Source organism: Thiosulfatimonas sediminis (assembly GCF_011398355.1).
GTDB classification, from domain to species: domain Bacteria; phylum Pseudomonadota; class Gammaproteobacteria; order Thiomicrospirales; family Thiomicrospiraceae; genus Thiomicrorhabdus; species Thiomicrorhabdus sediminis_A.
The window spans coordinates 2577081-2601784 of sequence record NZ_AP021889.1 but is presented as its reverse complement, the minus strand read 5'-3'; the positions used below and the strand labels follow the sequence as shown (position 1 = coordinate 2601784).

The 24704-nt window shown below is 46.9% G+C and carries 21 protein-coding genes; 13 read left to right on the top strand and 8 right to left on the bottom strand.

From position 1 onward, the window contains the following. The first annotated feature begins 120 nt into the window (after positions 1-120). The 4 genes from tnpA (HRR27_RS12205) (at position 121) to HRR27_RS12190 (ending at position 2991) form a co-directional block, all read left to right on the top strand. Positions 121-420, top strand: coding sequence for an IS66 family insertion sequence element accessory protein TnpA (gene tnpA, locus HRR27_RS12205; protein WP_173271176.1), 300 nt, complete (start codon positions 121-123; stop codon positions 418-420). After that, positions 413-769: an IS66 family insertion sequence element accessory protein TnpB gene (tnpB, locus tag HRR27_RS12200; protein WP_173271178.1), complete on the top strand. Its 357-nt coding sequence runs from the start codon at positions 413-415 to the stop codon at positions 767-769. Before tnpA (HRR27_RS12205) ends, tnpB (HRR27_RS12200) begins: the two co-directional genes overlap by 8 nt. A gap of 20 nt (positions 770-789) precedes the next feature. Beyond that, a complete protein-coding gene (tnpC, locus tag HRR27_RS12195) occupies positions 790-2316 on the top strand; it encodes an IS66 family transposase (protein ID WP_173274104.1) in 1527 nt (508 codons plus the stop codon). 114 nt (positions 2317-2430) lie between these two features. After that, positions 2431-2991, top strand: coding sequence for a hypothetical protein (locus HRR27_RS12190; protein ID WP_173274103.1), 561 nt, complete (start codon positions 2431-2433; stop codon positions 2989-2991). Here the strand turns inward: HRR27_RS12190 and HRR27_RS12185 are convergent. From HRR27_RS12185 to tnpA (HRR27_RS12165), 5 genes are all read right to left on the bottom strand, one after another. Beyond that, positions 2908-4070 (bottom strand): IS3 family transposase gene (locus HRR27_RS12185; RefSeq protein WP_173274102.1). Its coding sequence is split into 2 segments (ribosomal slippage): positions 2908-3794 and positions 3794-4070, totalling 1164 coding nucleotides; the frame shifts between segments, so codons are not numbered across the junction. The two genes, HRR27_RS12190 and HRR27_RS12185, sit on opposite strands and share 84 nt — an antisense overlap. Before the next feature lie 64 nt (positions 4071-4134). After that, on the bottom strand, positions 4135-4302 hold the full coding sequence (locus tag HRR27_RS12180; RefSeq protein WP_173269056.1) for a hypothetical protein: 168 nt from the start codon (positions 4300-4302) through the stop codon (positions 4135-4137). Next, entirely contained in the window at positions 4292-5950 is a 1659-nt protein-coding gene (gene tnpC / locus HRR27_RS12175) for an IS66 family transposase (RefSeq protein WP_173274101.1), read from the bottom strand. Before tnpC (HRR27_RS12175) ends, HRR27_RS12180 begins: the two co-directional genes overlap by 11 nt. Before the next feature lie 38 nt (positions 5951-5988). Then, positions 5989-6333 (bottom strand): IS66 family insertion sequence element accessory protein TnpB, encoded by a 345-nt coding sequence (gene tnpB, locus HRR27_RS12170; RefSeq protein WP_173271188.1) that lies wholly within the window; start codon positions 6331-6333, stop codon positions 5989-5991. Then, entirely contained in the window at positions 6330-6626 is a 297-nt protein-coding gene (gene tnpA / locus HRR27_RS12165; RefSeq protein WP_173272502.1) for an IS66 family insertion sequence element accessory protein TnpA, read from the bottom strand. The genes tnpB (HRR27_RS12170) and tnpA (HRR27_RS12165) overlap by 4 nt, the downstream gene beginning before the upstream one ends. Positions 6627-6972: 346 nt before the next feature. Between tnpA (HRR27_RS12165) and HRR27_RS12160 the strand changes: the two genes are divergently transcribed. The 3 genes from HRR27_RS12160 to HRR27_RS12150 all read left to right on the top strand — a co-directional run bounded on the left by HRR27_RS12160 (position 6973) and on the right by HRR27_RS12150 (position 10901). Then, positions 6973-7485 carry a MotA/TolQ/ExbB proton channel family protein gene (locus tag HRR27_RS12160; protein ID WP_173274100.1) on the top strand — a complete coding sequence of 171 codons (513 nt, stop codon included), beginning with the start codon at positions 6973-6975 and terminating at the stop codon, positions 7483-7485. A gap of 15 nt (positions 7486-7500) precedes the next feature. Next, positions 7501-7836, top strand: coding sequence for a DUF2149 domain-containing protein (locus tag HRR27_RS12155; RefSeq protein WP_173274099.1), 336 nt, complete (start codon positions 7501-7503; stop codon positions 7834-7836). A gap of 332 nt (positions 7837-8168) precedes the next feature. Beyond that, positions 8169-10901, top strand: coding sequence for a diguanylate cyclase (locus tag HRR27_RS12150; protein WP_173274098.1), 2733 nt, complete (start codon positions 8169-8171; stop codon positions 10899-10901). Positions 10902-11037: 136 nt separating this feature from the next. Here the strand turns inward: HRR27_RS12150 and HRR27_RS12145 are convergent, their stop codons facing one another. Together HRR27_RS12145 and HRR27_RS12140 are read right to left on the bottom strand one after the other, a co-directional pair. Further along, positions 11038-14121 (bottom strand): efflux RND transporter permease subunit, encoded by a 3084-nt coding sequence (locus tag HRR27_RS12145; RefSeq protein ID WP_173274097.1) that lies wholly within the window; start codon positions 14119-14121, stop codon positions 11038-11040. A 2-nt stretch (positions 14122-14123) separates the two neighbouring features. After that, positions 14124-15266: an efflux RND transporter periplasmic adaptor subunit gene (locus HRR27_RS12140; protein ID WP_173274096.1), complete on the bottom strand. Its 1143-nt coding sequence runs from the start codon at positions 15264-15266 to the stop codon at positions 14124-14126. Between the two features lie 474 nt (positions 15267-15740). Here HRR27_RS12140 and HRR27_RS12135 point away from each other — a divergent pair, with 474 nt between their 5' ends. From HRR27_RS12135 to HRR27_RS12110, 6 genes are all read left to right on the top strand, one after another. Beyond that, positions 15741-16421, top strand: coding sequence for a response regulator transcription factor (locus HRR27_RS12135; RefSeq protein WP_173274095.1), 681 nt, complete (start codon positions 15741-15743; stop codon positions 16419-16421). Positions 16422-16433: 12 nt separating this feature from the next. Beyond that, the gene (locus tag HRR27_RS12130) at positions 16434-17774 is read left to right on the top strand and encodes a sensor histidine kinase (RefSeq protein WP_173274094.1); all 1341 of its coding nucleotides are present in this window, start codon (positions 16434-16436) and stop codon (positions 17772-17774) included. 159 nt (positions 17775-17933) lie between these two features. Next, on the top strand, positions 17934-19160 hold the full coding sequence (locus tag HRR27_RS12125) for a TolC family protein (protein WP_173274093.1): 1227 nt from the start codon (positions 17934-17936) through the stop codon (positions 19158-19160). A 22-nt stretch (positions 19161-19182) separates the two neighbouring features. Next, positions 19183-20304 (top strand): efflux RND transporter periplasmic adaptor subunit, encoded by a 1122-nt coding sequence (locus HRR27_RS12120; RefSeq protein WP_173274092.1) that lies wholly within the window; start codon positions 19183-19185, stop codon positions 20302-20304. Positions 20305-20311: 7 nt separating this feature from the next. Beyond that, the gene (locus HRR27_RS12115; protein ID WP_173274091.1) at positions 20312-23413 is read left to right on the top strand and encodes an efflux RND transporter permease subunit; all 3102 of its coding nucleotides are present in this window, start codon (positions 20312-20314) and stop codon (positions 23411-23413) included. A gap of 1 nt (position 23414) precedes the next feature. Then, the gene (locus tag HRR27_RS12110) at positions 23415-23729 is read left to right on the top strand and encodes a DUF3240 family protein (protein ID WP_173274090.1); all 315 of its coding nucleotides are present in this window, start codon (positions 23415-23417) and stop codon (positions 23727-23729) included. A gap of 309 nt (positions 23730-24038) precedes the next feature. Here HRR27_RS12110 and adk read toward each other — a convergent pair whose 3' ends face one another. After that, complete coding sequence (gene adk, locus HRR27_RS12105) at positions 24039-24686, bottom strand: adenylate kinase (protein ID WP_173274089.1); 648 nt, start codon at positions 24684-24686, stop codon at positions 24039-24041. Positions 24687-24704: the final 18 nt, after the last annotated feature.

Here is a 24704-nt window from a genome sequence, read left to right as displayed (position 1 = left end):
AAAACAAACCGTTGCTATCTAAGGATAGAGTCAAAGTTTCGTAAGCGCCAATTTACCCACATCTAAAATTCTTGGATAAAGTTCGTTATTCTGTGCGTTTTCAATCACAGGAGAATTTTGATGAGCAAACACGAACTTTGGGTGCAGCGGATTGCCGATTGGCAAGCCAGTGGTCTTTCACAACGGGCATTTTGCCAGCAGCAAGGCTTGGCGATTTCAACCTTTTATACTTGGCGACGTAGGCTTCGAAACTTAAGCCAAGAACCCATCAAAGAATCTTCTGCCTTTTTGCCGATGGTGATTCACGATCAGTCTGAACCGTGCTCAACCAGCATTGCCATCAAGGCAAAAGGATTGGCATTTGAGTGTTCCGTGGTGCAATTAGCGCAATTAATCACCGAGTTGAATCGTCATGCTTAGACCAAGCTTTGATGCACACGTCTTTGTCTATCGTGATTCCGTGGATATGCGTAAATCTATTAATGGACTGGCCGCCATTGTAGAACTTGAACTGGGACATTCTCTCATGAATGGTGCACTGTTTGTGTTTTGCAACCGTTCTCGCGATAAGGTCAAACTCCTCTACTGGGAGCGCAATGGCTTTGTGCTCTGGTACAAGCGATTAGAGAAACACAAGTTTAAATGGCTCAATCCTCAGGAAACAAAGGATTCGATTGAAGTTACCGGCAAACAGCTCAATCAGTTACTCGATGGCTTGGATATTTTTCAACAGCCGCATCAATCACTTTTCTATGACAACGTGAGCTAATTCGGGTATCTTACCCGCCCATGAAAACACCTCTGACTGCTCACGATTTACCCGATGATATCGATGTCTTAAAAGCCTTGGTTTTACAAAAAGACCAGCACATCGACACCTTATCAACGGAAGTCAGTCGTCTGTCTGAATTGGTCATGTTCTTTAAGGTTCGTCAATTCTATAAAAGCAGTGAAAAACACCCCGATCAAGCGGAACTGTTTAATGAACCCGAAGTCGAGGACAATTCGTCTTTGAGAGCGTCGAGTAGTGATGAATCCTCGAGTGCCTCACCCAAAGCAAAATCCAACGCGGGTCGTAAACCCTTACCAAAGAATCTTCCCCGTCAACGTGTTGAACATTGCTTACCGGCCGGTGAGAAATGTGACTGTGGCTCAGAGTTCAAAGAAATCGGTGAAGAAGTCTCTGAGCAATTAGAAATTATTCCTGCCAAAATCATTGTTCGTCAGTTAGTGCGTAAAAAATACGCCTGCCCATGTTGTGAGGGTTCGCTTAAGTTAGCGTCCATGCCCAAACAGCCGATTCCCAAAAGCATCGCCGGTCCTGGGTTACTTGCCTACATTGCCACCGCGAAATACCAAGATGGCGTACCGCTGTATCGTCAAGAAAAAGCCTTTGAACGTTTAGAGGTCGAACTGTCACGCCAAACGATGGCCAACTGGATGATTAAGGGGGCCCAACTCTGCCAGCCTCTGTACAACCTGATGCAAGATTCTCTGCTGGACAGTGGCTATGTGCACATGGATGAAACGCGTGTGCAAGTGTTGAATGAGGTGGGGAAAACCGCAGAGAGCCACAGTTACATGTGGGTACGCAAGACGGGTGATCAAAAACACCCAGTGGTGTTATTCGACTATGCACCGGATCGCACCGCACAAACCGCCATGAATTTATTACCTGAGTTTAAAGGCTTCCTACAAACCGATGACTATGCGGGTTATCACAAAATCGGTGCAACGGAACAGATTACCCATCTAGGTTGTTGGGCCCATGCCCGACGCAAGTTTATGGATGCCAAAAAAGTACTGCCTAAGAATAAAACCGGCAAGGCGGACATGGCACTCAATCTCATTCAAAAGCTCTATCAAATTGAACAACACATCAAAGACCAACCACCAAATAAACGACTCGAGATCCGGCAAACCGAAAGCCTGCGGGTTTTAGAACAGCTCAAAACGTGGTTGGATAAAAGCCTCAACAGCACCGTGCCCAAAAGCAAACTCGGTGAGGCCTTGAGCTATCTGGCAAAAAACTGGGAAAAGCTTCAAATCTTCACCACGAATGGGCGATTGAATATCGACAACAACCCAGTTGAGAATGCCATTCGTCCCTTCGCGATCGGACGCAAGAACTGGCTCTTTAGCCAATCGGTTAAAGGCGCCAAAGCCAGTGCGATGCTGTACAGCTTGATTGAAACCGCCAAAGCCAACGGACTCGAACCCCAAGCTTATCTCACTCATCTTTTCCGAAACTTCCCCAACTGCGACACCCTCGAGCAGTTCGAAGCACTTCTGCCGTGGAATCACACCGCATCCTAGAAAACTAGGGTGTGGGTAAATTGCCGCTTACAAAGTTTCTTGAAAGATTGTGCGAACAATTGGACTCTTGAAAAGCAAAGGGTATATGCGATTAGTTCTGTATGGGAATGGATAATGGATACTTTAAAAATTGGTGAGGTAATTTTAGAGTTTTCAAGCCTCACAGGTCAGGTAATCAGTTCAAATAAACGAACCAAAACTGATACTTATTCCGAAAAAAATATTTTTGACGACGATATTACTGTTCGCACGGATCATCATGATGAGCATGAATTTTGGGTTCGATCTTCTTCAGGGAAGGATCATCACTATACGTTAAAGCATCATAGAATTCCGTTACTTGAAGGCCAGAAAGTTACGCTCATTTTTATTAGTGAGAAAAATTACAAAAATAGAATATTGAGTACAATAGTAAATCATAATTCAAACCAGCATTGGCACCTGATAAGTTTAAGTAGATTAAATAAAAGCTTCCCTGTCACGAAAGAAGGAAAGGGAGTGATTCCTGTTTTAATTATTTTTTTGACATTGGGCTTATTATTTGAATCCACAACATTTTTTTATTTGTATATACCAGTAATTTTGTTCTGGTCAAGCTTTTTTGGACACTTGGTTTTTACAATTTTCATACTCAATCGGCGTCAAATCACCGTTCGCAGTATGAAGCCTTTTTAAGTTGTAGTAACGCATGTAATCTGCTACGTCTTTTTTCATGCTCTCGCGTGTTGGATGATAGGCTTTAAACAGCCAGTCATGTTTTAAGCTGCCAAAAAATCGTTCAACAACGGCATTATCCCAACAGGCTCCGACATCGCCCATAGAGGCTGTCATATTTTGCTTAGCGAGTAGCGTGGCAAACCGTTTGCTCGTGTACTGAGAACCACGATCACTGTGAAAAATCACGCCTTTGGGATGCCCTCGTAGCCAGTACGCTTGCTGCAAGGATTGCATGACGAGTTCGACCGTCATTCTTTCACTCACGGCCCAACCGATAATGCGGCGAGAATACAGGTCCATTACGACACTCAAATACAGCCAACCTTCAGGTGTTTTCAAGTAGGTAATATCGCCTGCCCAAACTTGATTCATCGCGCTTGGATTGAACTTCATCTTGACCAAGTTATCCGCCACTCGATGTGTCAGGTTACGCTTAGTCGTTATTTTATAAGCTCGACGCTGCTTGACGACTAATCCCAGTGTTTTCATGAGCCGACGTGCTTTCTCTCGGCTGACGGGAAACCCAGCCTTACGAAGGGCTTTGGCGAGTTCACGAGAGCCCAAACTGTCACGGCTCTCTTTGAAGAGCTTTTTGGCTGTACGATAGAGTTCAAGTTGTTCTGCCTTGATTGCCTTTTTAGGTCGTTTTTTCCATGCGTAATAGCCTGAACGACTGAGTTTCAAAACTTGGCTCACAGGCTTAACGGGCAAGCCCTCCTGAATCAATTCATCCATGAATGAAAACGTTATCGGATGTCTTGCGCCAGAAGGGCTGAGGCTTTTTTTAGGATCTCTTTTTCGAGTTTTAAGCGCTTGTTTTCAGCGCGCAACTGTTTCAACTCAGCGCGTTCATCCTGACTCAGACCTGACCCATTGGCTTGGGCTTCAAGTTTGTCTTTCCACTTGTAAATCAAATTCGTTCTGACACCTAAGGATTCAGCCGCCTCTGCCACACTGTAACCTTGATCCGTTACCAACGCGACGGCTTCTTTTTTAAACTCATCGGTGTAAGTTTTATAAGTTCTCTTTTGACTCATGATCACTCCTAGTTCGACAACATCTATTGTCTCTTATAAAAGTGTCCACTGCTATTAGACCAGTTCAGATGCCAAACACTTGTCCATAGCGACCCTCAAACGTCACTTTCATCCCCAATCGCAATTGCATCAGCGCTTCCATGGTTTCACGCTCCTGCAACTGGTCAATGCGCTGGCAGATAAGCGTGTTCAGTTCCATTAACTGATCCAATGTCATGTCTTCAATGCGCATGAGCGTAAACCTCTGTCGCTGTGTTTTGACGGTACGGGTGGCGTGGATCAATCAGTGCACGCAGAGGGGCATCAGCGAACCGAGTTTTCCAGACGCGCGGTGTTAAATCCACAACGTCTTTGGCCGGGTGTCGGCCAATGCGTTGCAATACATCCACCAGGTAAGTGTAGGGGTTAACCTCATGTAACTTGCAGGTGCTGATCAGGCTTTGAATCAGACCCAGGTGCTCGGCCCCCAGTTCTGTCCAGCAGAACATCCAGTTTTTCCTACCCATTGGAATGGGCCGCAAGGCCCGCTCCAGGTGATTGGTGTCCGGTTGCACTTGCGGATCTTTTAAAAACACTTTCAGACTCGCTGTACGACCCAGCACATAGTTCAGCGCTTTGGTCAGCGGATCACTGGGAACCAGTTGTGGGTTATCGAGTTGCTCCTCACACCATGTGAAGAAGTGATCGACCACTGGCTTTGAGTGATCCAATCGGTACTGACGTTTTTTCTCGTCTGTCAGGCCCTGTGTCTGAATGACTTCTTCATTCCGGTAGATCTGTGCGATCTGCTGCAAGGCATCGGTCGCTCGTTCAGGGTGCGCTTTTTGTGCGTCAATAAAGTAGCGGCGTGCATGCACCCAGCATTGAGCATGCGTAACACCCTGTTGTGTCTCAACGTAGCGCGCATAGGCCGAATACCCATCACTGAGCAGGGTGCCATTAAATTGGTCCTTGAGAACGGTTTCTATGTGCAACCGCCCTCGGGAGCTGGCATAGGTAAACACCACTTCGTCAGCATCACCATACAGCGGCCAGAACCAGCCGGATTTCATTTTACCCTTTTGTGAGCCTGTCCGGCCCTGATGACCGGCTTTGATTGGGGTCTCATCCATGGCCAGTACTCGCGAGCGCAACACATTGTCTGTCTGGGCATCGACAATCGGTTTGAGTAGATCAATGGACCGCTTGACCAGATTGGTCAGGGTGCTGCGACTGACGGTAATGCCAGCCTGCATAAGCCGTTGATGCTGTCGATACAGGGGCAGATGGAATTGGAATTTGTCGACCAACACTCCGGCGAGCAGACTGACGTCAGCCAGAGAGTTGTCGAGCACGTTCAACGGTGCGGGCGTTGTGATCAATTTTGGGTTGCAGCCCTTGCGACGGATCACCGGGCGCTCAAACTTGAGTACCACATAGCTTGAGGCGCGCTGCGCCAGACGATAAGTGGTTTTGATGGCAATGATATCGTACAGGTCCGCATCGGGACCACTGAGTTCTGGCGGTTGCTGTTCGATGACTTCCACGGGCACATCGGCGCTGAAGCGCAGACCGGTGTCGTTGAGACAATCGTCGTCACGCTGTTTTTTGCCTGTGCCGCGCTGATAGGCCTGAATGGTGCGTTTGGGTTCATCCACTGATGTGTCCGGTCGCATTGCCTGTTCACTCTGGAGCAGACTGGCCTGCTGGGGCAGGTCAAACACCTGCTTTTCTGACTTGAGACCGAACAGTTGTTTTTTGAACCAGTCGAGCTGGTGTTCGAGCTTAGCAATGGTTTCTGCTTGCAAGGCTAACTGTTCACGTAGCAGCGCATTTTGCTGAGCCAGGTCTGTGGCGTCAGACGAGGCGCATAGTGCTGTGGCAGGTGATGTTGAGCGCATTGAAATCATGGGCTGTATTATACCAAATACTAACGTACTTATACCCTTTTGAAACGCTTGAATTGGCGGTATTTTTGCACTTCAATACCATCGATGAGCAGCTGCAGATCGGCAAGCGTCAGCGCATGATGGGACGCATTGGATTTGGGCACTGGGAACTGTCCCTGTTGCAGTTGTTTGGCCCACAGGCAGTAGCCGGTTCCGGTAAAATACAGCATCTTCATCTGGGTTTTACGGCGATTGATGAAGACAAAGTAGTGACCGCTGAGCGGATCTTGTTTGAGTTGGTTGCGAACCAGGGCGCTGAGGCCTTGGAAGGATTTTCGCATGTCGGTGGGCTGGGTGCACAGCCAGATACGCGCTTGACTATCGAGCCCGATCATCCGTTCTGGCTCAGTCGCAGTTCAACACCGTTGCCCAGACTTAGAACAATGTTCCAGCCAGAGTCGCTCGCGCGTGAGTCACTTATCAATGAGGACAGATCCAGAAAACTGGATTCACTGGATGCTGAATCGTCGCTCTCGTCTGGTTTTTCAGATAAGCGTTTGCGCCAGTTGCAAAAACTGGCATAGCCAACTTTTTGTTGCTGGCAAAACTGTCGGGCTGACAAGCCACTGTGATGTTGCTGATCAACCAGGACTTGCCATTGGTCGGCAGTGCGGCGCTTTGTTGTCATGAATGTAACCTCCTGTTAGTGAGTGAGAGGTTACTGTAGCGAGAAATTCATTGCCGTGGGAGGACGTCCTGGAATGAACGCTTACGATATTCCAGTGCTCGAGATTATTTAGGTGATGACGGTCTTCTTGAGATTCAAAAAGTTTGGTGAGTTGATTGTGCTTATGCATTCCCACGCAGGAGCGTGGGAACGAGAGGACACCTAACACCTAAAACCTAAAACCCTTTTCCCTGCGACAATTTGTCGCATTGTTTCTTGCTCTCTTGCCTTCTAAAATCTCCAGCAAATTAAAACGCCGTGATTAACGCATTTTGTCTTAATCAGAAGAGCGTATTCAGGAGAATGCATGAATATTATCGAATTAACGATGGCGGAAATCGCCAGTCTATTTTTAATGCCGGTCTTAGTGATTTTGGCGGTGATGTTTGCTTATGCGTTTTATGAGCTGGGGCGCTTTGGCTTTGAATGGCTGATGCGTGCCATGGGTCGTAAAAAGGAGCAGCCGTTAAACCGTTTTTGGGCGAAGAACCCACAGGCGGATCAACAGGAAGTCGAGTTACAACTTTTACGTCAATTAGAACCGTTGCGTTTGGTGAGTCGCATAGCACCGATGTTGGGCTTGGTGGCGACGATGATTCCAATGGGTCCGGCGTTAATGGCGGTCGCCGGTGGCGATTTTCAAGGGGTTGCTAATCAGCTGACCATCGCTTTTGCGGCGGTGATTATTGCGTTGTTAGCGGCTTCGATGACCTTTATGACCTTGTCAGTGCGCCGCCGTTGGTTATTGGAAGAGTTGAAAGCATTGGTTAAGGCCAAAGCGGTTCAAAGGCCGGCAAAATCTGAATTAACAGCCGCCTAAACTGAGAATGAGTCGATGAGTCAAATTGATTTAAATATTATTGAAGAAGATGAAGACGACCCGATTCTCAGCGTGGTGAATATGGTCGATCTGTTTTTGGTGGTCATTGCGGTGTTATTGATTATTGTGATGAGCAATCCGATTAACCCGTTTAACACGGCAGAGAATGTCACGGTGATTAAAAACCCCGGCGAAGAGAATATGGAAATTCTGGTCAAAGAGGGTAATGAACTCAAGCAGTATCAATCCACGGGTGAAATGGGTGAAGGCAAAGGTGCGAAAGCCGGTGTCACCTATCGTTTAGAGGACGGCAGCTTGATTTATGTGCCAGAAGGCGAGCAAAAGCCGTAATTTCATTTTTCTCAGTTATCTCTCGGCCGGTTTTGCCGGCATCCTTATCACTCGCGTTACCCGAGTGACCGTTTTTATGGCAGGCGAGGTTCTGTTGTGGAAACTTTTCTGTGGTCTGGAACTCCCGTCGATTTGCCGTAGTAAATTGATTCAGCCACGGATTTTTTCTTAATCACCCACGCCTCTATTTGGCGGTCAGAGTATAAAATTTAATCTAGCTTAAGTGTCGATAATCTTTTTCTGAGAATAAAGGACTTTATCCAGAAAAAAAAGGGGGCTTTGTTATACTTTAAAATCCTACTTTTTTAAGGTTCTATTGACAAGGGATTGGCGTGAGGTTACAGCAGATACTCAAATCAGCATGGCAATATTCTGTGTTTTATAGCGCCTTCGTCTTGCTGGTGGCGGTCTTGCTGTTCTGGAATTATCAGGAGCGCCATCAAGAAATCTTAAATGCGCAAAATCATTTAGTTGATGTCACCCAAAAATCCTTGATTCATGGTTTTGCCAATAATGCCGAGCTGATTTTTGAAAACGTTATTGATAAACCGTTTTATCAACAACGTCTCTATGAGGCCAATACGGCCGATGAAGCGCGCCGCCAAGAGTTGCGTGACGAAATCTTTAACCGTCTGTTTCCATTGTATAACTCGATGGACAAGTTCAAGCTCAAGCAGCTGCATTTTCATCTGCACAACAACGACAGTTTCCTACGTTTTCATAGACCGAATAAATTTGGCGATAACCTTTCCGAGGTTCGCGCTACGGTTTCTTATGTGAACCGTACCGGTATGGCTGTGCAAGGTTTTGAGGAAGGACGTATTTTTAACGGCTATCGTTTTGTTTTTCCGTTGTTTTGGAATAAAAAACCAGTCGGCTCGGTGGAGACATCGGTGTCGATGAAAGTGATTATGGATGCCATGGCGCGTGAGTTAACGGGCAAAGTCAGCTTTATTATTCGCCGCGATATTGTTGAAGCTAAGGTTTTTCAAAACGAGATGAGTAACTACGAAGTTACGCCATTTTCAGACGATTTTATGTATGAAATCGGTTTGATGCACCTCAATACGCGTTTACAGTTTGCGCAAGTGTTGCAGGCTTGGAGCGAGCAGCAAACTTTGGACGCACTTAACAGCGATCAGGTTACCAGTGGATTGGTGAATGTAAATGGCCAAGGTTATATGGTTTCGCTTTTGCCAGTGCGTAACGCGATTAGTCATAAAGTGGTGGGTTACATGGTCTATTTTCAAGAGGATGAAAAAAGCCTTGCCGAAATGGCCAAATTTTTCTTGGCCTTTTTCTTAATTATCACTATTACGGCGCTGGTTTTGTATTTGCTTTACCTCAGTCGCCGTAATGAAAAAGAGTTGAAACAGAGTAAGCAAGCGCTTCGGGTGGGGTTGCAGCGTTTTGAAAAAGCGCAACAGATTTCACAATTAGGTACATGGGAGTTTGACTTAACCTCCGAAGAGCTTTATTGGAGCGACCAAATCTTTCGTATGATTGGCGAGCGTCCGCAGAGTTTTGTACCGACCTACGAGCGTTTTTTAAGCTTTGTGCATCCAGATGACCGTGAAAATTTAGATTTTACTTTCCGCTATGCGTTGGCGCATGGCACGCCATATAACATAAAGCATCGTATTTTCCGCAGCGATGGCTCGATGCTGTTTGTTGAAGAGGAATGCGAGCATAAGCTGGATAACAATGGCGTAGTGGTTCGTTCTATCGGTACCATGCACGATATTACGGAAATGGTCGAGCGCGAGCAAAAGTTAGAGCGTTTAGGTGAGCGTTACCAAGCCTTAGTTGAACGCTTGCCTAACTTGGTCTATTGCTACAGTTGGGAACCGAATCGGCGTTGGAAAATTGATTTTGCGAATGCATCTTCACGTTTTTATACAGGGCAATATGCCTATGAATTGCTGGCTAAAGAAGTCGAGTTTTTGCAGTTTATCCATCCTAGCCATGTCGAAAGGGTTCGGCAGCATATTTTTAGTGCGGTGGAAGCCGGTAAACCTTACGAATTAGAGTACCGAGTGAAGCGACCAGACGGTACTGAGTTGTTTGTGAGTGATACTGGACAAAAAGTGTTAGATGAAAATGGCCGCTTGCAAATTGAAGGCGTTATGACCGATGTGACCGCACAGCGCCGCGCTTTAGATAAGTTGCAAAAATTTATTGATACGCAAAAGAGCATGGTGATTTTGACCGATGGACATTTAATGTCATTTGCTAACCAAGCGTATTTTGATTTTTTTGGGATTGATCGAGCGCGCAGCACCGAAACCAGTGTTCAGCGTTGTATTTGTGATTATTTTGAACAGGGCGAGCACTTTTTTGACTTAACTAAAATGCAAATAGAGGATCGCCATTGGGTCGATGCGATGTTGCGTTTATCCAGTAGTGACCGCAATGTGGCCATTAAAAACCAACGCGGTGAGTTGATGACGTTCGCGGTTGAGATTAGTCAGTTTGACGAGCGTAGTTTTGTTATCTCTTTTCAAGATATTAGCAGTGCATTTTTAGAGAAGTTGATGTGGCGTCAAAAGGCTTCGATTGATTCTCTGACGGGTGCTTATAATCGCCATTTCTTTGATTTGTCGATTACGTCGTTCATTAAGTTGGTGCGCCGCAATAAGAAAAAAACCGGCTTGTTAATGTTAGATATTGACCATTTCAAACAAGTGAATGATCAGTTTGGTCATGCTAAAGGCGATGAAGTCTTACGCCAGCTATGTGCGTTATTGAAAAACAATTTGCGTGAAAGTGATTTGTTGGTTCGTTGGGGTGGCGAAGAGTTTTTGATTGTGATGGCGGTGGAAGATGTTATTTCATTAAATCGTGTTGCCGAGGAGCTGCGCCTCAATGTTGAAAAACATTTGCATAGTTTACCGAAAGGAATAACCTGCAGTTTTGGCGGCACGTTAATTGATGGGTTACACGATATTGATACCGCGATTGAGCGCGCTGACAGTGGGCTTTACCATGTTAAAGCCCACGGCCGCAACGGTTATCATTTTGTTGAGTCGCCAGCACTTGAAACGAATACCCAATCCGAGGATTGAGGTTGGGTCGTTGCCTCCTGAGCATTCAATTTTGAGGTTTTAAACCTCAAAAGTGTAAGAGAGTCTTTTTAGTACAAAGCAATCTCGAACGAGTTATTCCAAAATAGTCATTCCAAATATTCCATTCCAAAGTGAATTAACTGCGTCTCTTAGTCAGCTGTTTTTCTAATAATTGCGTTGTGTATTGCGGCGAATGCGCATGGCGTGCAATCAAAGTATAAAACACCGGTACCATAAACAAACTCAACAGAGTCGAGAAGGCCACGCCCCAAAGCAAAACAAAGCCTAAAATCTGGCGTGTTTCTGCACCAGCGCCGCTGGATAGAATTAATGGAATTGCTCCGGCACAGGTGGTTAGGGTTGTCATAATAATGGGTCTTAAGCGCAGCTTAACCGCCTGCATTAAAGCGTGATACAAACTCTTGCCTTGGTCGCGCAACTGGTTGGCAAACTCCACAATCAAAATACCATTTTTAGTGGCTAAACCAATTAATAGCACCAACGCAATTTGGCTGTAAATATTCAACGTCTGGCCGTGGAAAACTAAAGCCATTAAGCCGCCAACAATCGCCAAGGGGACAATCAGCATGATGACCAAGGGCGATTTAAAACTCTCAAACTGCGCCGCTAAGACTAAGAAAATGACAATCAACGCGAATAAAAACACAAATAATGTGGAGTCACTGCTTTCGTTAAACTCCTTACTTTGTCCTTTGTAGCTGATAATTGCTTCGCTTGGCAGGGTGTCGCGTGCCAGCTGGTTGAGATAGGTGAGTGCTTCGCCTAGGGTATAGCCGTCTTCTAAGTTCGCTTCTAAGGTAATTGAACGCATGCGGTTGTAGCGATTTAAACTGGCCGCATCCGCAAAGGTGCTTAGACTGACCAACTGGGTTAAGGGAATCATTGCGCCACTGGCGGAACGCAAATGGATTTTGCTTAACTCACTGGGAGATTTCAGTAGATTGCGTTCGGCTTCCAGCAGAATATCAATTTCCTCACCCTCTAAGAGGAAGGTAGTGACTTTTTTGGCGCCCAATAAAGTTTGCAGGGTTGCGTTTAAATCCGCTTGGGTAATGCCTAAGCTGGCCGCTTTTTGGTAATCAACTTGAATGCCTAATTGTGGCTTATTGGTTTCAAAATCCCAATTAATGCCGGTTAGTCCAGGATTATTGTCATTAATGGCATTGTTTAATTGTTCTTTCCATTCCGCCAATTGCTGGTAGTTGTTGCCACTGATAACAAACTGTACCGGTTGTGCGACCCGCCCGCCAATACTGCTACGCATAATCGGCGCAACCTTGACGCCGCTGAGGTCGCTGAAATTTTTGCGTATCTCTGCCATGATTTCAAAGGCGCTGCGACGCTGGCTCCAGTCTTCTAAAATCACGATACCAAAACCCGTGTTAAAGACCTGTGCATTGCCGAAAGAGCGCGGTGCTCGAATCAATACGCGTTTGGCTTCTCCGGCTTGCACTAATGGCATTAAACGGCGTTCAATTTCTTGCATATAGCTTTGCATGTACTCATAGCTAGCGCCTTCTGGCCCTTTAACACTGATAAAGAAAGCGCCACGATCTTCTTTCGGTACATATTCGCGAGGCACTTCGGTAAATAGTTGATAGGAGCTGCCTAACAAACCTAAAAAGACCAGCACAGCAATCCACGGATAACGCAAATTAAATTTCAGCAGAGGTTTAAAGCCTTTCCATAAGCGATTATTTTTGTCTGACTTTTGTGGATTTTTATTGGGTTTAAGGATTTTGGAAGCCAGGGCGGGCGATAAGGTTAGTGCCACCCAACTGGAGAAAATGACCGCCACCGATAAGGTAATCGCAAATTCGGAAAAGAGGCGTCCGATATTGCCATCCATGAAACCGATGGGCATAAATACTGAAATCAATACCAGTGTCGTCGCGATCACGGCAAAACCAACTTGACGCGTGCCGAGATAGGCTGCAGCGATACTCGGGTGGCCTAGATTTAAATGGCGTTGGATATTTTCCAGCACGACAATCGCATCATCTACAACAAGACCGATGGCCAATACCAGTGCGAGCAGGGTCAAAAGATTAATCGAAAAGCCGAGCATCCACAGTACCCAGAAAGTGGCTAACAGCGAGACAGGCAACGTCACCGCCGGAATCAACGCGGCACGAATATTCCCTAAGAAAATCAACATGACCAGCACCACCAACCCGAGGGCGATAAACAGAGTCTTATAGACTTCGTTGACCGCGCTCTTGACGAAGATGGACGCGTCGTAACTGTCTTCTAAAGACATTCCTTCCGGCAATCCTTGATTGACCAAATTTTTACGTTCGCGTGCCAGTTCAGCCACGCTTAAGGTATTGGCGTTAGATTGTTTGATGATGCCGATACCGACCATCGGAATCCCGTTGCCTCTGAATAAGCGACGTTTTTCAATTGCGCCGAGTTCAACGCGCGCGACTTGGCCAAGAGTAATCTGCCCATTGCCAAAGTTTTTTAATACCAGTTTTTCGATGTCTTGCATTGAACTGAACGGTTTGGCAATCTGTACTGTGAGCATCATTTGATCGCTCTGCACCGTGCCGGCGGGCAGTTCGATATTGGTGTTGCGCAAGGCGCTTTCAATATCATTCAGATTGACATCATATTGCGCCAATTTTAAGGGGTCGAGCCAAATACGTAGCGCATATGATTGGCCGCCACCGATACGAACGCGCGCCACGCCATCCAAAACGGAGAAGCGGTCAACCACATAGCGTTCGGCAAAATCCGTCAGTTGTGCAACGGTCATCCGATCGCTGGCAAGGTTGAACCAGACGATAACGCTCTCATCACCATCGACCTTTTGAACGTCTGGCGGATCCGCTTGTTCCGGTAAATTGTCGGCAATTCGCGATACACGGTCGCGAATGTCGTTGGCGGCTGCATCAATATCGCGGTCCAAGGAAAATTCCACCTTGATTTGCGAGCGCCCATCTTGCGAGCTGGATTCGATGTATTCAATTCCAGAGATGCCGGAAATGCGGTTTTCAATGACTTTGGTAATCCGGCTTTCCACTACTGAGGCCGAAGCCCCAAGATAATCGGTCGAAATATTGACGATTGGCGGGTCGATATTTGGGTATTCACGCAGACTCATGCGCTCAAACGACATTAAACCGAACGCCAGTAAAAGGGCCGAAACAACAAACGCCAAAACGGGTCGTTTAACCGAGATATCGGAAAGCCACATAATTAATTTACCTGTGTTTTATTCGGAATTTCTAAAGGTTTGCCACGCAGTAAATCTTCCAGCGGTTGTTTATCTTGGTAGGCTTTGATTTTAATTTGGCTTTTGGGTTTTAAGCGCAAAATTCCTTGGCTGACCACGACGTCGCCAGCTTGCAAACCGGCGGTAACTTGGACTTGACCGAAATAGCGTTTGCCAATGGTAATCGGTTGTTTACGCACCGCAAAGGAGGGCGTTTGCGCTTGCGAGTCTTGCACTACATAGACAAAGTTCTTTTCGCCTTGCATCAACACGGCGGTTTCCGGCAAGAGTAGTTGGCGTTGCTCGCCAAGATTCAGTTGGACTTGCACCTGCATTCCGCTTTTTAACAGCGCATCCGGATTGTTGACTAGAGCGCGCATTTGTAATAAGCGGCTCTCGGGATTAATACGCGGATTGATGACGGTTATCGCGCCGCTAAAATTTTGTTCGGCCACTGAGAATTGAATGTTTTGCCCTAATTGCAGTTGTTGTAGATAGGGGTCGGGAATCTGCACATCAAGATACATTTGCTCGGTATTGTCGAGAGTAGTAATCAGTGAATTGTTGCTGACTAATGCGCCTTCATGCACTGCCTTAAAGCCTAATCGACCTGCAAAAGGAGCGCGGATGGTGCGGTCGTTAATTCTTGCTTGTAGGATGGTTTGTTGTGCTTCGGCACTGTGCCAAGCGGCTTTGAGTTCATCTAAAGTTGCTTCGGTGATATTGCCGCGGCCGATAAGCTTTTGGGCGCGTAGATATTGGCGTTTGGCTTCTGCGCTGATGATTTGCGCCTGCTTAAGTTCAGCTTGCTCTTCTTCGGCGTTCAATTTGACAATCACCGCACCCTTGGAAATGCTTTGACCCTCGACAAACGGCAGGGCGGTAATGCTGTCAGTGACGGTGGCGCGCACTTCAATGGATTGTACCGCTTGTAAAGTGCCGATTAAATTTACGTTTTGGGCAATCGATTCGGCTTGCAGTTGATAAGCCAAAACAGTAATTGGCGGATTTTTTGGTTTATCGCTGGGCGCTTCTTGAGCCTGGGCGACCGTCATATTGGTCAGCGCCAAGACAAAGCAGAACAGCGTAAATAGCGGTTTTGTTAAGGGGGTTTTAGTGTCAGACATAAGGGGGTGCGTAGCCGAAAACATAAATCATTCTCATAAGGTCGTTTGGAACTCAATATGCGGTAGTGACTGCTAAAAAGCAAGGGCTAAGTCAGCACGGTTAGGATTTATCCATAGTCTGTTTTACGGGCAAAAAAAAGCCCAACACCTTAGTTTGGTTGGGCATTTAAGGGTCGCTCTGAGTTTTCCCTAAGGGTACTCTACTATTAGATGACAGACATAGAAAAAATAGGTCTGTGGGTCAGGTTAAATAAACCGTTATTCCCATTAAGATATAACGATATTTAACCAGTTTTATCCGCAGGACGCAAGAGTGAATTTTATTTTTTGCATTGGTTATTGGGTTGGTTCGAATGGCAGCTGTTGTACAGCGATTCTGTCCATTCGCTTTTTAAGTAGCGACAATTGCCTGATTGCGACCAGTCAATAAAGTTTATACACTTTGTGTCTTGGAGATTAAATGGATGAAGCACGATGAAATTACTGCTGATTGAAGATGAGCCGCTGTTATTAGAGAAAATGCATCGGCGCTTGAGCGAACAAGGGGCAGTGGTGGATGTTGCCAACAACGGTCGTGAAGGATTGTTTAATTTACAAGAGTTTGAATATGACGCTCTGATTCTGGATTTAGGTTTGCCGGATATTAATGGTCTTGAGGTTTTACAGCAGCTACGAACCCAAGCCGGTAACAATCAACGTCTGCCGGTGTTAATTTTGAGTGCGCGTAATAGTTGGCAGGAAAAAGTGACTGGTTTAAAAGCCGGTGCGGATGATTATCTGGGTAAACCGTTTGAATTTGAAGAGCTTTGGGTTCGTCTGGAAGTCTTAGCGCGTCGCAATCAAGACAGTGGTTTGCATGATGTGTTGAACTATGCAAATTTATATTTGGATTTAAACGATAAAACCCTACAAGTCGGTGCGCAACAGCATCGTCTAACTTTGACAGAGTTTCGGTTATTACAGGTCTTTTTTAAAAGTCCGAACCGCGTCTTTTCCAAAGAGCAGCTATTGGGACGAATTGCCGATCAAAATTACGATCGTGAATCCAATGTGATTGAAGTGTATATTCGTAAGCTGCGTAAGATGATTGGTAAAGAGACAATACAAACTCTGCGCGGCATGGGTTATAAATTTGTCCCGCCGCAAGCGGATTAAAGGAGCGAATGTGTGTTGAAAGTATTTGATATGGGTTCGCTTTCGATTCAGCGGCAGCTTTTTGTGAGTTTGACGTTAAGTCTCGTGCTGATTTTTGGGGCTTTTTGGTGGTTATCACAAACCGCTTTGCATACGGTTAGCGAATCCTATCTGTTAACCCGTTTGGAGCATGACACCGATTTGGTGGAGGACCATTTAGTCCGTCATGGCGAGCAGTGGATGATGGATCACTCCAGTATCGGCCCAATTTATATGACTCCGCAATCCGGTCATTATTATGTGATTGTTACCCCGCGTGACACCCTCTATTCGCCCTCTTTGCAGGGTTTTAAGCTACAGCAACATAACACTCAACAGAAGGTGAGTGTTTATGAAACCCTTGGGCCGACCGGGAGTTTGGTTCTGGTGCGTTCCGAAAGCTTAGTCAAAGACGGACAAAATATGCGAATTTATATTGCTGAAAATCACGAGCCAATTCAGCAAATGGTGTTTCGTTACGATTTAGTGTTCGCCGGTTTTACTCTGTTCGCCTTACTGAGTTTGTATTTTTTGCATCGTTGGCTGTTAGGGCGCGCTTTTAGTCGTTTAAATCCGTTGGAGCAAGCGCTGCAAGCATTTCAGCTTGGGCAGACATTACAGTTAAAGCCGGAAGACTATCCGCAAGAAGTGCAGTCATTGTTGGGCAGTTTGCAGCTGGCATTGGAAAAGTCGCGATTGCAGTTTGAGCAATCTCGACAACGAAACTCAAACCTCTCGCATAGCCTGAAAACCCCACTGAATTTGATTTTTCAGCTGATTGAGGATAAGCGATTGCGCAATTATCCACAGTTGCACGACCAGTTAAAGCAGCAGAGTCAGTTGATTTTGTCACTGATTGAGCGCGAACTAAAAGCAGAGCGTTTCGCGCACAATCAAGTGATTGCGCCACTGAAATTAGCCCCTTTAGTAGAGGATTTGCAGCAAAGTTTTGCTCAGCTCTATCGGCATAAAGCGGTGACGTTACATTGTGATTTTGCGCAGGACGCGCAATTGATGATGGAGCAAGAAGACGCGTTTGAACTATTTGGTAACTTGCTCGATAACGCCTATAAATGGGCGGATAGTCATGTCTATTGTCATTTGGATGCACAGTGTCTGCGGATTGAAGACGATGGGCCAGGTGTATCGGATGAGCAGTTGCAACATTTAGAAATGCGCGGCTATCGAACCGATGAAACCAAGCCGGGGCATGGGATTGGCTTATCAATTGTTAAACAATTGGTGCAAGCTTATCGTGCCGAGCTGCAGTTTGCGCATTCCACTTATGGTGGCTTACAAGTGCGCGTCTGCTTTAAGGTTGGGTTAAAAGGATGACGGCTTCTTTTTAGATTCAAAACATTACCGTATTCAGATGCCGAAAATGTCTTGATAAATTCGTCTGGACGCCAATTTTGCGTCTATTTTCAGATTCAATTCAGTTACGCATCTTATGATTAGACTCTATTTTTTTACCATTTAAAAGTGGGTGGCTCTATGCAAAAATCTTTTCGCTTTTATCGTCTGTTCGCTTATTTGTTCGCTGCCGCTTTAAGCCATTCAGCCTTGGCGGACAGTCGGGTGTCGGAAGATTACGCCAAATTAGTTAACACGGTGCAGCAAGCCCTGCCGCAGCAAGCACAGCAAGCGGCTTGGCAAGATTTGGCTAAACAGTACGAACAACAAGGACAGCGCTGGTCGGGTGAGGATGTTGATGTACATCTCAAACATGAAAATGATCTGTTGTTTGGTAACGAACAGATGCGTAATTATGAAATTGGCGCCCAGGCGTTATTGCAGCTCCCCGCTCAGCAGCAAGCGTGGCAAGGACTGGCGCAAAGCACCAGTGCATTAAGCGGCGCGCAACAGGGGTATTTGCAGTGGCAGGCGGTAGGTAAGTTACGCAGCATAAGTTGGCAGTTACGCCGTGCCGAGGTTGAGCAGCAGGCGGCAGCTGTGGCGCATCAGCAAGCGCAAAGTTTATTGGAAAAAGTGGCACTACGAAAACGCGCTGGAGAAGCGACCGAATTGGATTTTTTGATGGCACAGGTGCAAGTGATGAATCTTGCGGCACAAAGCCAAGCGGCCGAAAAACGATTGGATGGCGCGCGCCAACAGTATCAACGTTGGACACAAAGCACGGCTTTACCCGCACAGATTGATGAAGCACTGTTAGCGCCTTTAGCGCTGCCACAACATCCGCATATGATTTGGTTACGTGCTCAGCAGCAAATGGCGCAAGCAAAATTGGGACAGGCCAAGGCAAACCAGAAAATGGCACCAACGGTTTATCTAGGGGTAATCCATGACCAAGCGCCGAGTGCCGACCACAGCACCATGGTCGCGCAAATCATTCTGCCATTAGGGGTGAATCAAAAAGGGCAAATTGGCATCGCTGAAGAGCAGAGTAATTTGACTGCGACGCAAGTTGACGTTTCGCAATGGCAACTGCAATGGCAGCAAGAGCGTGCTGATGCCGTTCAGCAACAAGCGACTTTGCAGCAACAACAAACCTTATTGCAACAAAGTCTTTCCTTGAGCGAACAAAAGCTCGCGATGGTGCAAAAAGCCTATGAGTTGGGCGCGATGACCATCGAATCTTTGCTTCGAGCGCAGCAGGATTTTCTTGGCGCGCAACAACAGTTGGCCCTTAACAAGGTCGATTTAGGCGCGGCAATCGCCACCTTAAACCAGCTTTATGGCCATGTGCTGAGCGCAAACTAATTCAGAATTTATGGAGTTGACTATGACTTTTTCTACACCGACGGCTTGGTTACGTAACGCGCTGTCTTTAAGCCTGCTTTTGGCCTTTGGCGTCGCACAAGCTCAGGACGCAAAAATCGAATTGAATACCGAGCAGTGGCAAGCGATGGGGATACAAACGGCACAGGCGCAAGCGGTGCAGCAAGTACCGAGCATCCCATTGCAAGCGATTGCGATGATGTCGCTGCAGTCGATGCAGAGTTTCAATAGTCCTTTGGATGGACAAATTACCGAACTGTTGCGGGTGCATGGTGAAGTTGACGCTGGAGATGTGATTGCGGTCTTAGACAGTGCGCAATTAGTGGTCATGCAGACGGAACTGCTTGGGGTGATCAGTGAATTGGAAGTTGCACAGAAATCCTTGAAGCGTACGCAGCAGTTAAATAATAGCGGCGTTGCATCGACAAAAGAACTGCAGGCAACACAAGCGTTAGTGACACAGTTAAAAAGCCGTTTGTCTGAGAAAAAAGAGAGTCTTCGCTTAGCTGGTTTTAGTCAAGCACGGCTGGATAAACTGCTTAAAAGTAATCAAACGCAAGGCAGTACATTGCAAATCATCGCGCCGATGAATGGTCAGATTGAGGAAATGCAGGTGCGTTTAGGCGAGCGAATTAATCGCAATCAGCCATTATTTAGCATGGGCAGCATTGATCCTATCGTGTTGGATGTACGTGTGCCTTTGGCGATGCGTACGCAATTGAGTGAAGGCATGGCGGTTGCGGTTGAGGGATTTGCTGAACAGGGTCGTATCCGGCATATGGAAAATCAAGTGGATGCTCTGACACAAACCTTTGAGGTACACGTGGTATTTGCCAATCCACAACGCCAAATTCTACCGGGACAAGCGGTGACTGTGCGTTTTCTAATCCAGCAACAACAAGCGTTTCGGGCCCCTTTAAGCGCGATTGCTCAATTTGACGGTAGTTCGGTTGTGTTTATCCAGACGGCTGCACAAGAGGTCGCTGCGCAAATGGTGCAAATTTTGCAGATGGACGCGCACAATATGTACTTCACTGCCCAAGATTTTGATGCCCAGACCCCTTTGATTACCCAAGGCACCACGGCGATTAAACTCGCTTTGAGTGCTTCTGAGGAAGGTGAGTAACCCGATTATGTTAAGTCGTTTTCTGCAGTTTTTCTTAGTTCAGCGCACCTTAGTGCTGCTGATTGTTTTAGTCCTTGCTGGCGCAGGTTGGCAAGCGTTCCAGAAAATTCCGATTGACGCTTTTCCGGATGTTTCGCCAACGCAAGTGAAACTTATTTTTAAAGCGCCGGGTATGACACCATCGGAAGTCGAACAACGCGTAATTGCGCCGTTGGAACAAGAGTTGTTGGGGTTGCCGAAACAGGAAGTGCTGCGTTCATTAGCGAAGTATGCTTTGGCTGACATTACGATTGATTTTACTGAGGGTACGGATATTTATTGGGCGCGTCAGCAGGTGGCTGAAAGGCTTGGGAATGCCGATCTGCCTCCGGGGATTACCGGCGGAATGGCTCCCTTATCGACCCCTTTGAGCGATGTGTTCATGTTTACCATTGAAGGCGATGCGCTCAGTAACATGGAAAAACGTGATTTGCTTGATTGGGTGATTCGTCCGGCGTTGCGTTCGGTTCCGGGTGTGGCGGATGTCAACGTTTTGGGCGGTTTGGCGCGCGTTTATGCGGTGAAGCCGGATTACCAAAAAATGGCGACGTATCAGATTGGTCTGGCGCAATTGATTGAGGTACTTGAGCAAAATAACCGTAATGATGGCGCAGGCCGTTTAAACCAAGGTGAAGAAGTGCTTTTGGTGCGTACCCAAGGCAGCTTGCAGTCGATTGAGCAAATTCAGCAATTGATTGTGGCTTATGAAAACACCGTGCCGGTGCGTATTCAAGATATTGCCAAGGTGGAAATTGATTCCGTTTATCGTAATGGTGCTGTGACTCAAAACGGTGAGTCGGAGGCGGTGCAAGGTTTGGTCATGGCCTTGCGTGGTGCGAACGCGCGCGAAGTGGTTTCCGGTATTCGCGACCGTTTGGCGGAACTGGAACCAGCTTTCCCGAAAGGGATTTCGGTGAGTGTTTTCTATGACCGTGGTGATTTGGTCAATACCGCCATTTTTGGGGTCTCCAAAGCCTTGGCCGAAGCCGTGGTTTTGGTCTTGTTGGTGTTGCTCGTGTTCCTTGGCAATGTGCGCGCCGCTTTGGCGGTGGCGTTGATTTTGCCGTTGGCGGCCTTGAGCACTTTTATCCTAATGCGCTGGTTCGGCCTGTCGGCTAACTTGATGTCTTTGGGTGGTTTAGCAATTGCCATCGGGATGCTGGTCGATGCCGCCGTGGTGGTGGTCGAGAACATCGTTTCGCATCAGGAAAAGGCGCTGCAGCAAGGACAAAAATTGCCGAAGATGCACATTATTTTCCGTGCATTGAAAGAAGTCTCCGTGCCGGTGATTTCTGGGATTCTGATTATTATGACGGTCTTCCTTCCGTTGCTGACCTTGTCTGGGCTGGAAGGGAAATTGTTCGTGCCGGTGGCGGTGACGATTATCTTCGCTTTGGGCGCGTCGCTATTGCTGTCGCTGACGGTGATTCCGACCTTGGCATCGTTTATTCTTGGTAAACCAAGCCATCAAGAGCCGTGGTTGATTCGCAAGATTTCCGCTCTTTATCAGCCGATTCTGCAGTGGAGTTTGGCGCATGATAAAACCGTGGTTGTTGTTGCGCTTCTTGGCCTTGCCGTCGCGGTGTTTGGTTTCACTCAAGTCGGTAAAACCTTTATTCCACAGATGGATGAAGGCTATGTGATTCTGCAAATCGAGAAAAATCCATCGGTCAGTTTGGATGCATCGACGAATTTGGATCGCCGTATTCAGAAAACCTTGATGGAGCAAGTGCCGGAAATCGAGCGCATTGTCGCGCGTGTCGGTTCGGATGAAATTGGTATGGATCCAATGAGTTTGAATGACACGGATTCTTTCTTGGTCTTGAAGCCGAAAGAAACGTGGCGCATGGCGACCAAGGACGAGCTGATTGAAACCATTCGCCAGACTTTAGAAGATTTTTTCCCAGGTGTGAATTACGCCTTTACCCAGCCGATTCAGATGCGTGTTGATGAGATGTTGACCGGTGCGCGCGGTGATGTGGCGATTAAGATTTTCGGTGATAATCCGCAAGAGCTGAACGAAGTCGCCAAAGAGATGGTGAAGATGGTTGAAGGCATTGAAGGCGCTCAGGATGTGTTTACCCCGACCAATGACGGTCTGCGCTATTTGCAGTTGAATGTGCAGCCGATTATGGCTGGTAAACTTGGTTTGAGTGTTAGCCAAGTAGAAGCTTTGTTGCGTGCGCAAATCAACGGGATTGAGGTCGGCAATATCTATCAAGGTGTGCGTCGCATTCCACTGATAGTGCGAGCTGGCGAAGCCCAGAAAAGTTCGATTTTTGCGATGTTGCAACAGCCGATGACGGTGCATAGTCCAATGGGAATGCAGACCGTTCTGCTAAGCCAATTGGTTGAGGCGCAAGAAGTCGAAGGGCCGGTGTCGATTCAGCGTGAGCAAAGCAAACGTTTTGCTGTGGTGGTTAGCAATGTCGCAGGGCGTGATTTAGTTGGCTTTGTGGAGGAAGCTAAAGCTAAGGCGCGTGATCTGGCAATACCAGCGGGTTACTATTTTGAGTGGGGTGGGCAGTTTGAAAACCAGCAGCGTGCTGCACAAACCTTAAGTATTGTGGTGCCGATTGCATTGGGCTTGATTTTCTTGATTCTGTTTACCACTTTCGGTTCGATTCCTCAAGCGGTGATGGTCATGGCAAACGTGCCTTTTGCCTTAATTGGTGGGGTAATGGCATTGTGGATAACCGGTGAATATCTTTCGGTTCCGGCTTCGGTCGGCTTTATCGCTTTGCTCGGTATCGCCGTGTTGAACGGTGTGGTGATGATCAGTTATTTCAATCAATTAGTATCGCAAGGCATGGCGTTGGGTGACGTAGTAATCCAAGGTGCAATGCGCCGTTTACGTCCAGTATTGATGACCGCTTCGATTGCCGCTTTGGGCTTGTTGCCACTGGTGTTTGCCGAAGGGCCGGGCTCGGAAATCCAGCGTCCACTGGCGATTGTGGTGATTGGTGGACTGATTAGTTCGACGCTACTTACGTTGCTGATTCTGCCGATTATCTATCGCCGCTTTAATCAAGTGGCAAAGCCAAAAACCATGCTAGAAGGGGAGCAGTAAGATGAACTCAATGCCAATTTTTGAGCACTGTCTGTTTCGTTTGCAGTTTGATAGTGAGCTTTATGATAATGTCACGGATGCCCTTTTGAGTTATCCACAGCGTGAACTGACGTTTGTTGCCTTACCGGTGCAAGCCCACACTTATCCGCTGGAAAGCATTACTGAGCAGGTGTCCGGTTATAAAAGCAAAACGTTGCTGGAAGTGACCGTGCACTGCAATGAAGCGCGAGCCATTTATCAGCATTTGCGTGGATTATTGCCCAATGCGGCTTTGCAGTTACAGTTGATGCCGTTGTTGCAGCCTGATTGGCTGTGAAAATTCAATTCTTTTAAAAGCTTTCTCTTTCTACTTTTCTTTGCGTGTCCAAAGAAAAGTAGCAAAAGAAAAGACACCCTCTGTCGTTCAGAGAACTCAGAGTAGCGCTTGTCTCGGGCGATTGATAACTCGCAAACAAGTTTGCTCAAACACGATCAATCGCTGATCCGATCCATCGCTAACTCTGAGTAACTCCTCTCTTTAAGGGGCCCTATGTACTCTGCCTTAAATGCTGTCTTACTGATATATAAACGGAATAAAAAAGGCGCTCGATTGAGCGCCTTTCTTCGTTTGTACAGCAGTAAAAGATTATTTCAGTGCTGCACGAATCGCGGTTTCAACCTCGTCGATACCTTGAGTACCATCGATGGTGATGTATTTCAGTGAATCGATTTTGTCGGCGGCTTCTTTGTAGTAGCCGACCAGCGGTGCAGTCTGATTATGGTAAACGCGTAGGCGGTCTAGCACGACTTCAGGCTTGTCGTCATCACGTTGTACCAAATCTTCACCGGTAACGTCATCTTTACCTTCCACTTTAGGTGGGTTGTAAACCAAGTGATAAGTACGCCCTGATGCCAAATGCGCGCGGCGGCCAGACATACGCTCAACAATCACTTCGTCCGGTACGTCAATTTCGATAACGGCGTCGATATCAACACCCGCGTCCGCCAACGCATCCGCTTGTGGAACCGTGCGAGGAAAACCGTCTAGTAGGAAACCGTTCGCGCAATCGTCCAACGCGATACGCTCTTTAACCATACCTATGATGATTTCATCGGTGACCAGTGCGCCGGCATCGATTGCGGCCTTGGCTTGCTTGCCTAATTCAGTCCCGGCTTTGATCGCTGCGCGAAGCATATCGCCGGTTGAGATTTGCGGAATTGAAAATTCTTTGGTTAGAAATTGGGCTTGAGTGCCTTTACCTGCGCCTGGGGCGCCCAATAGAATGCATTTCATCGTTGCTGTCCTAAAATT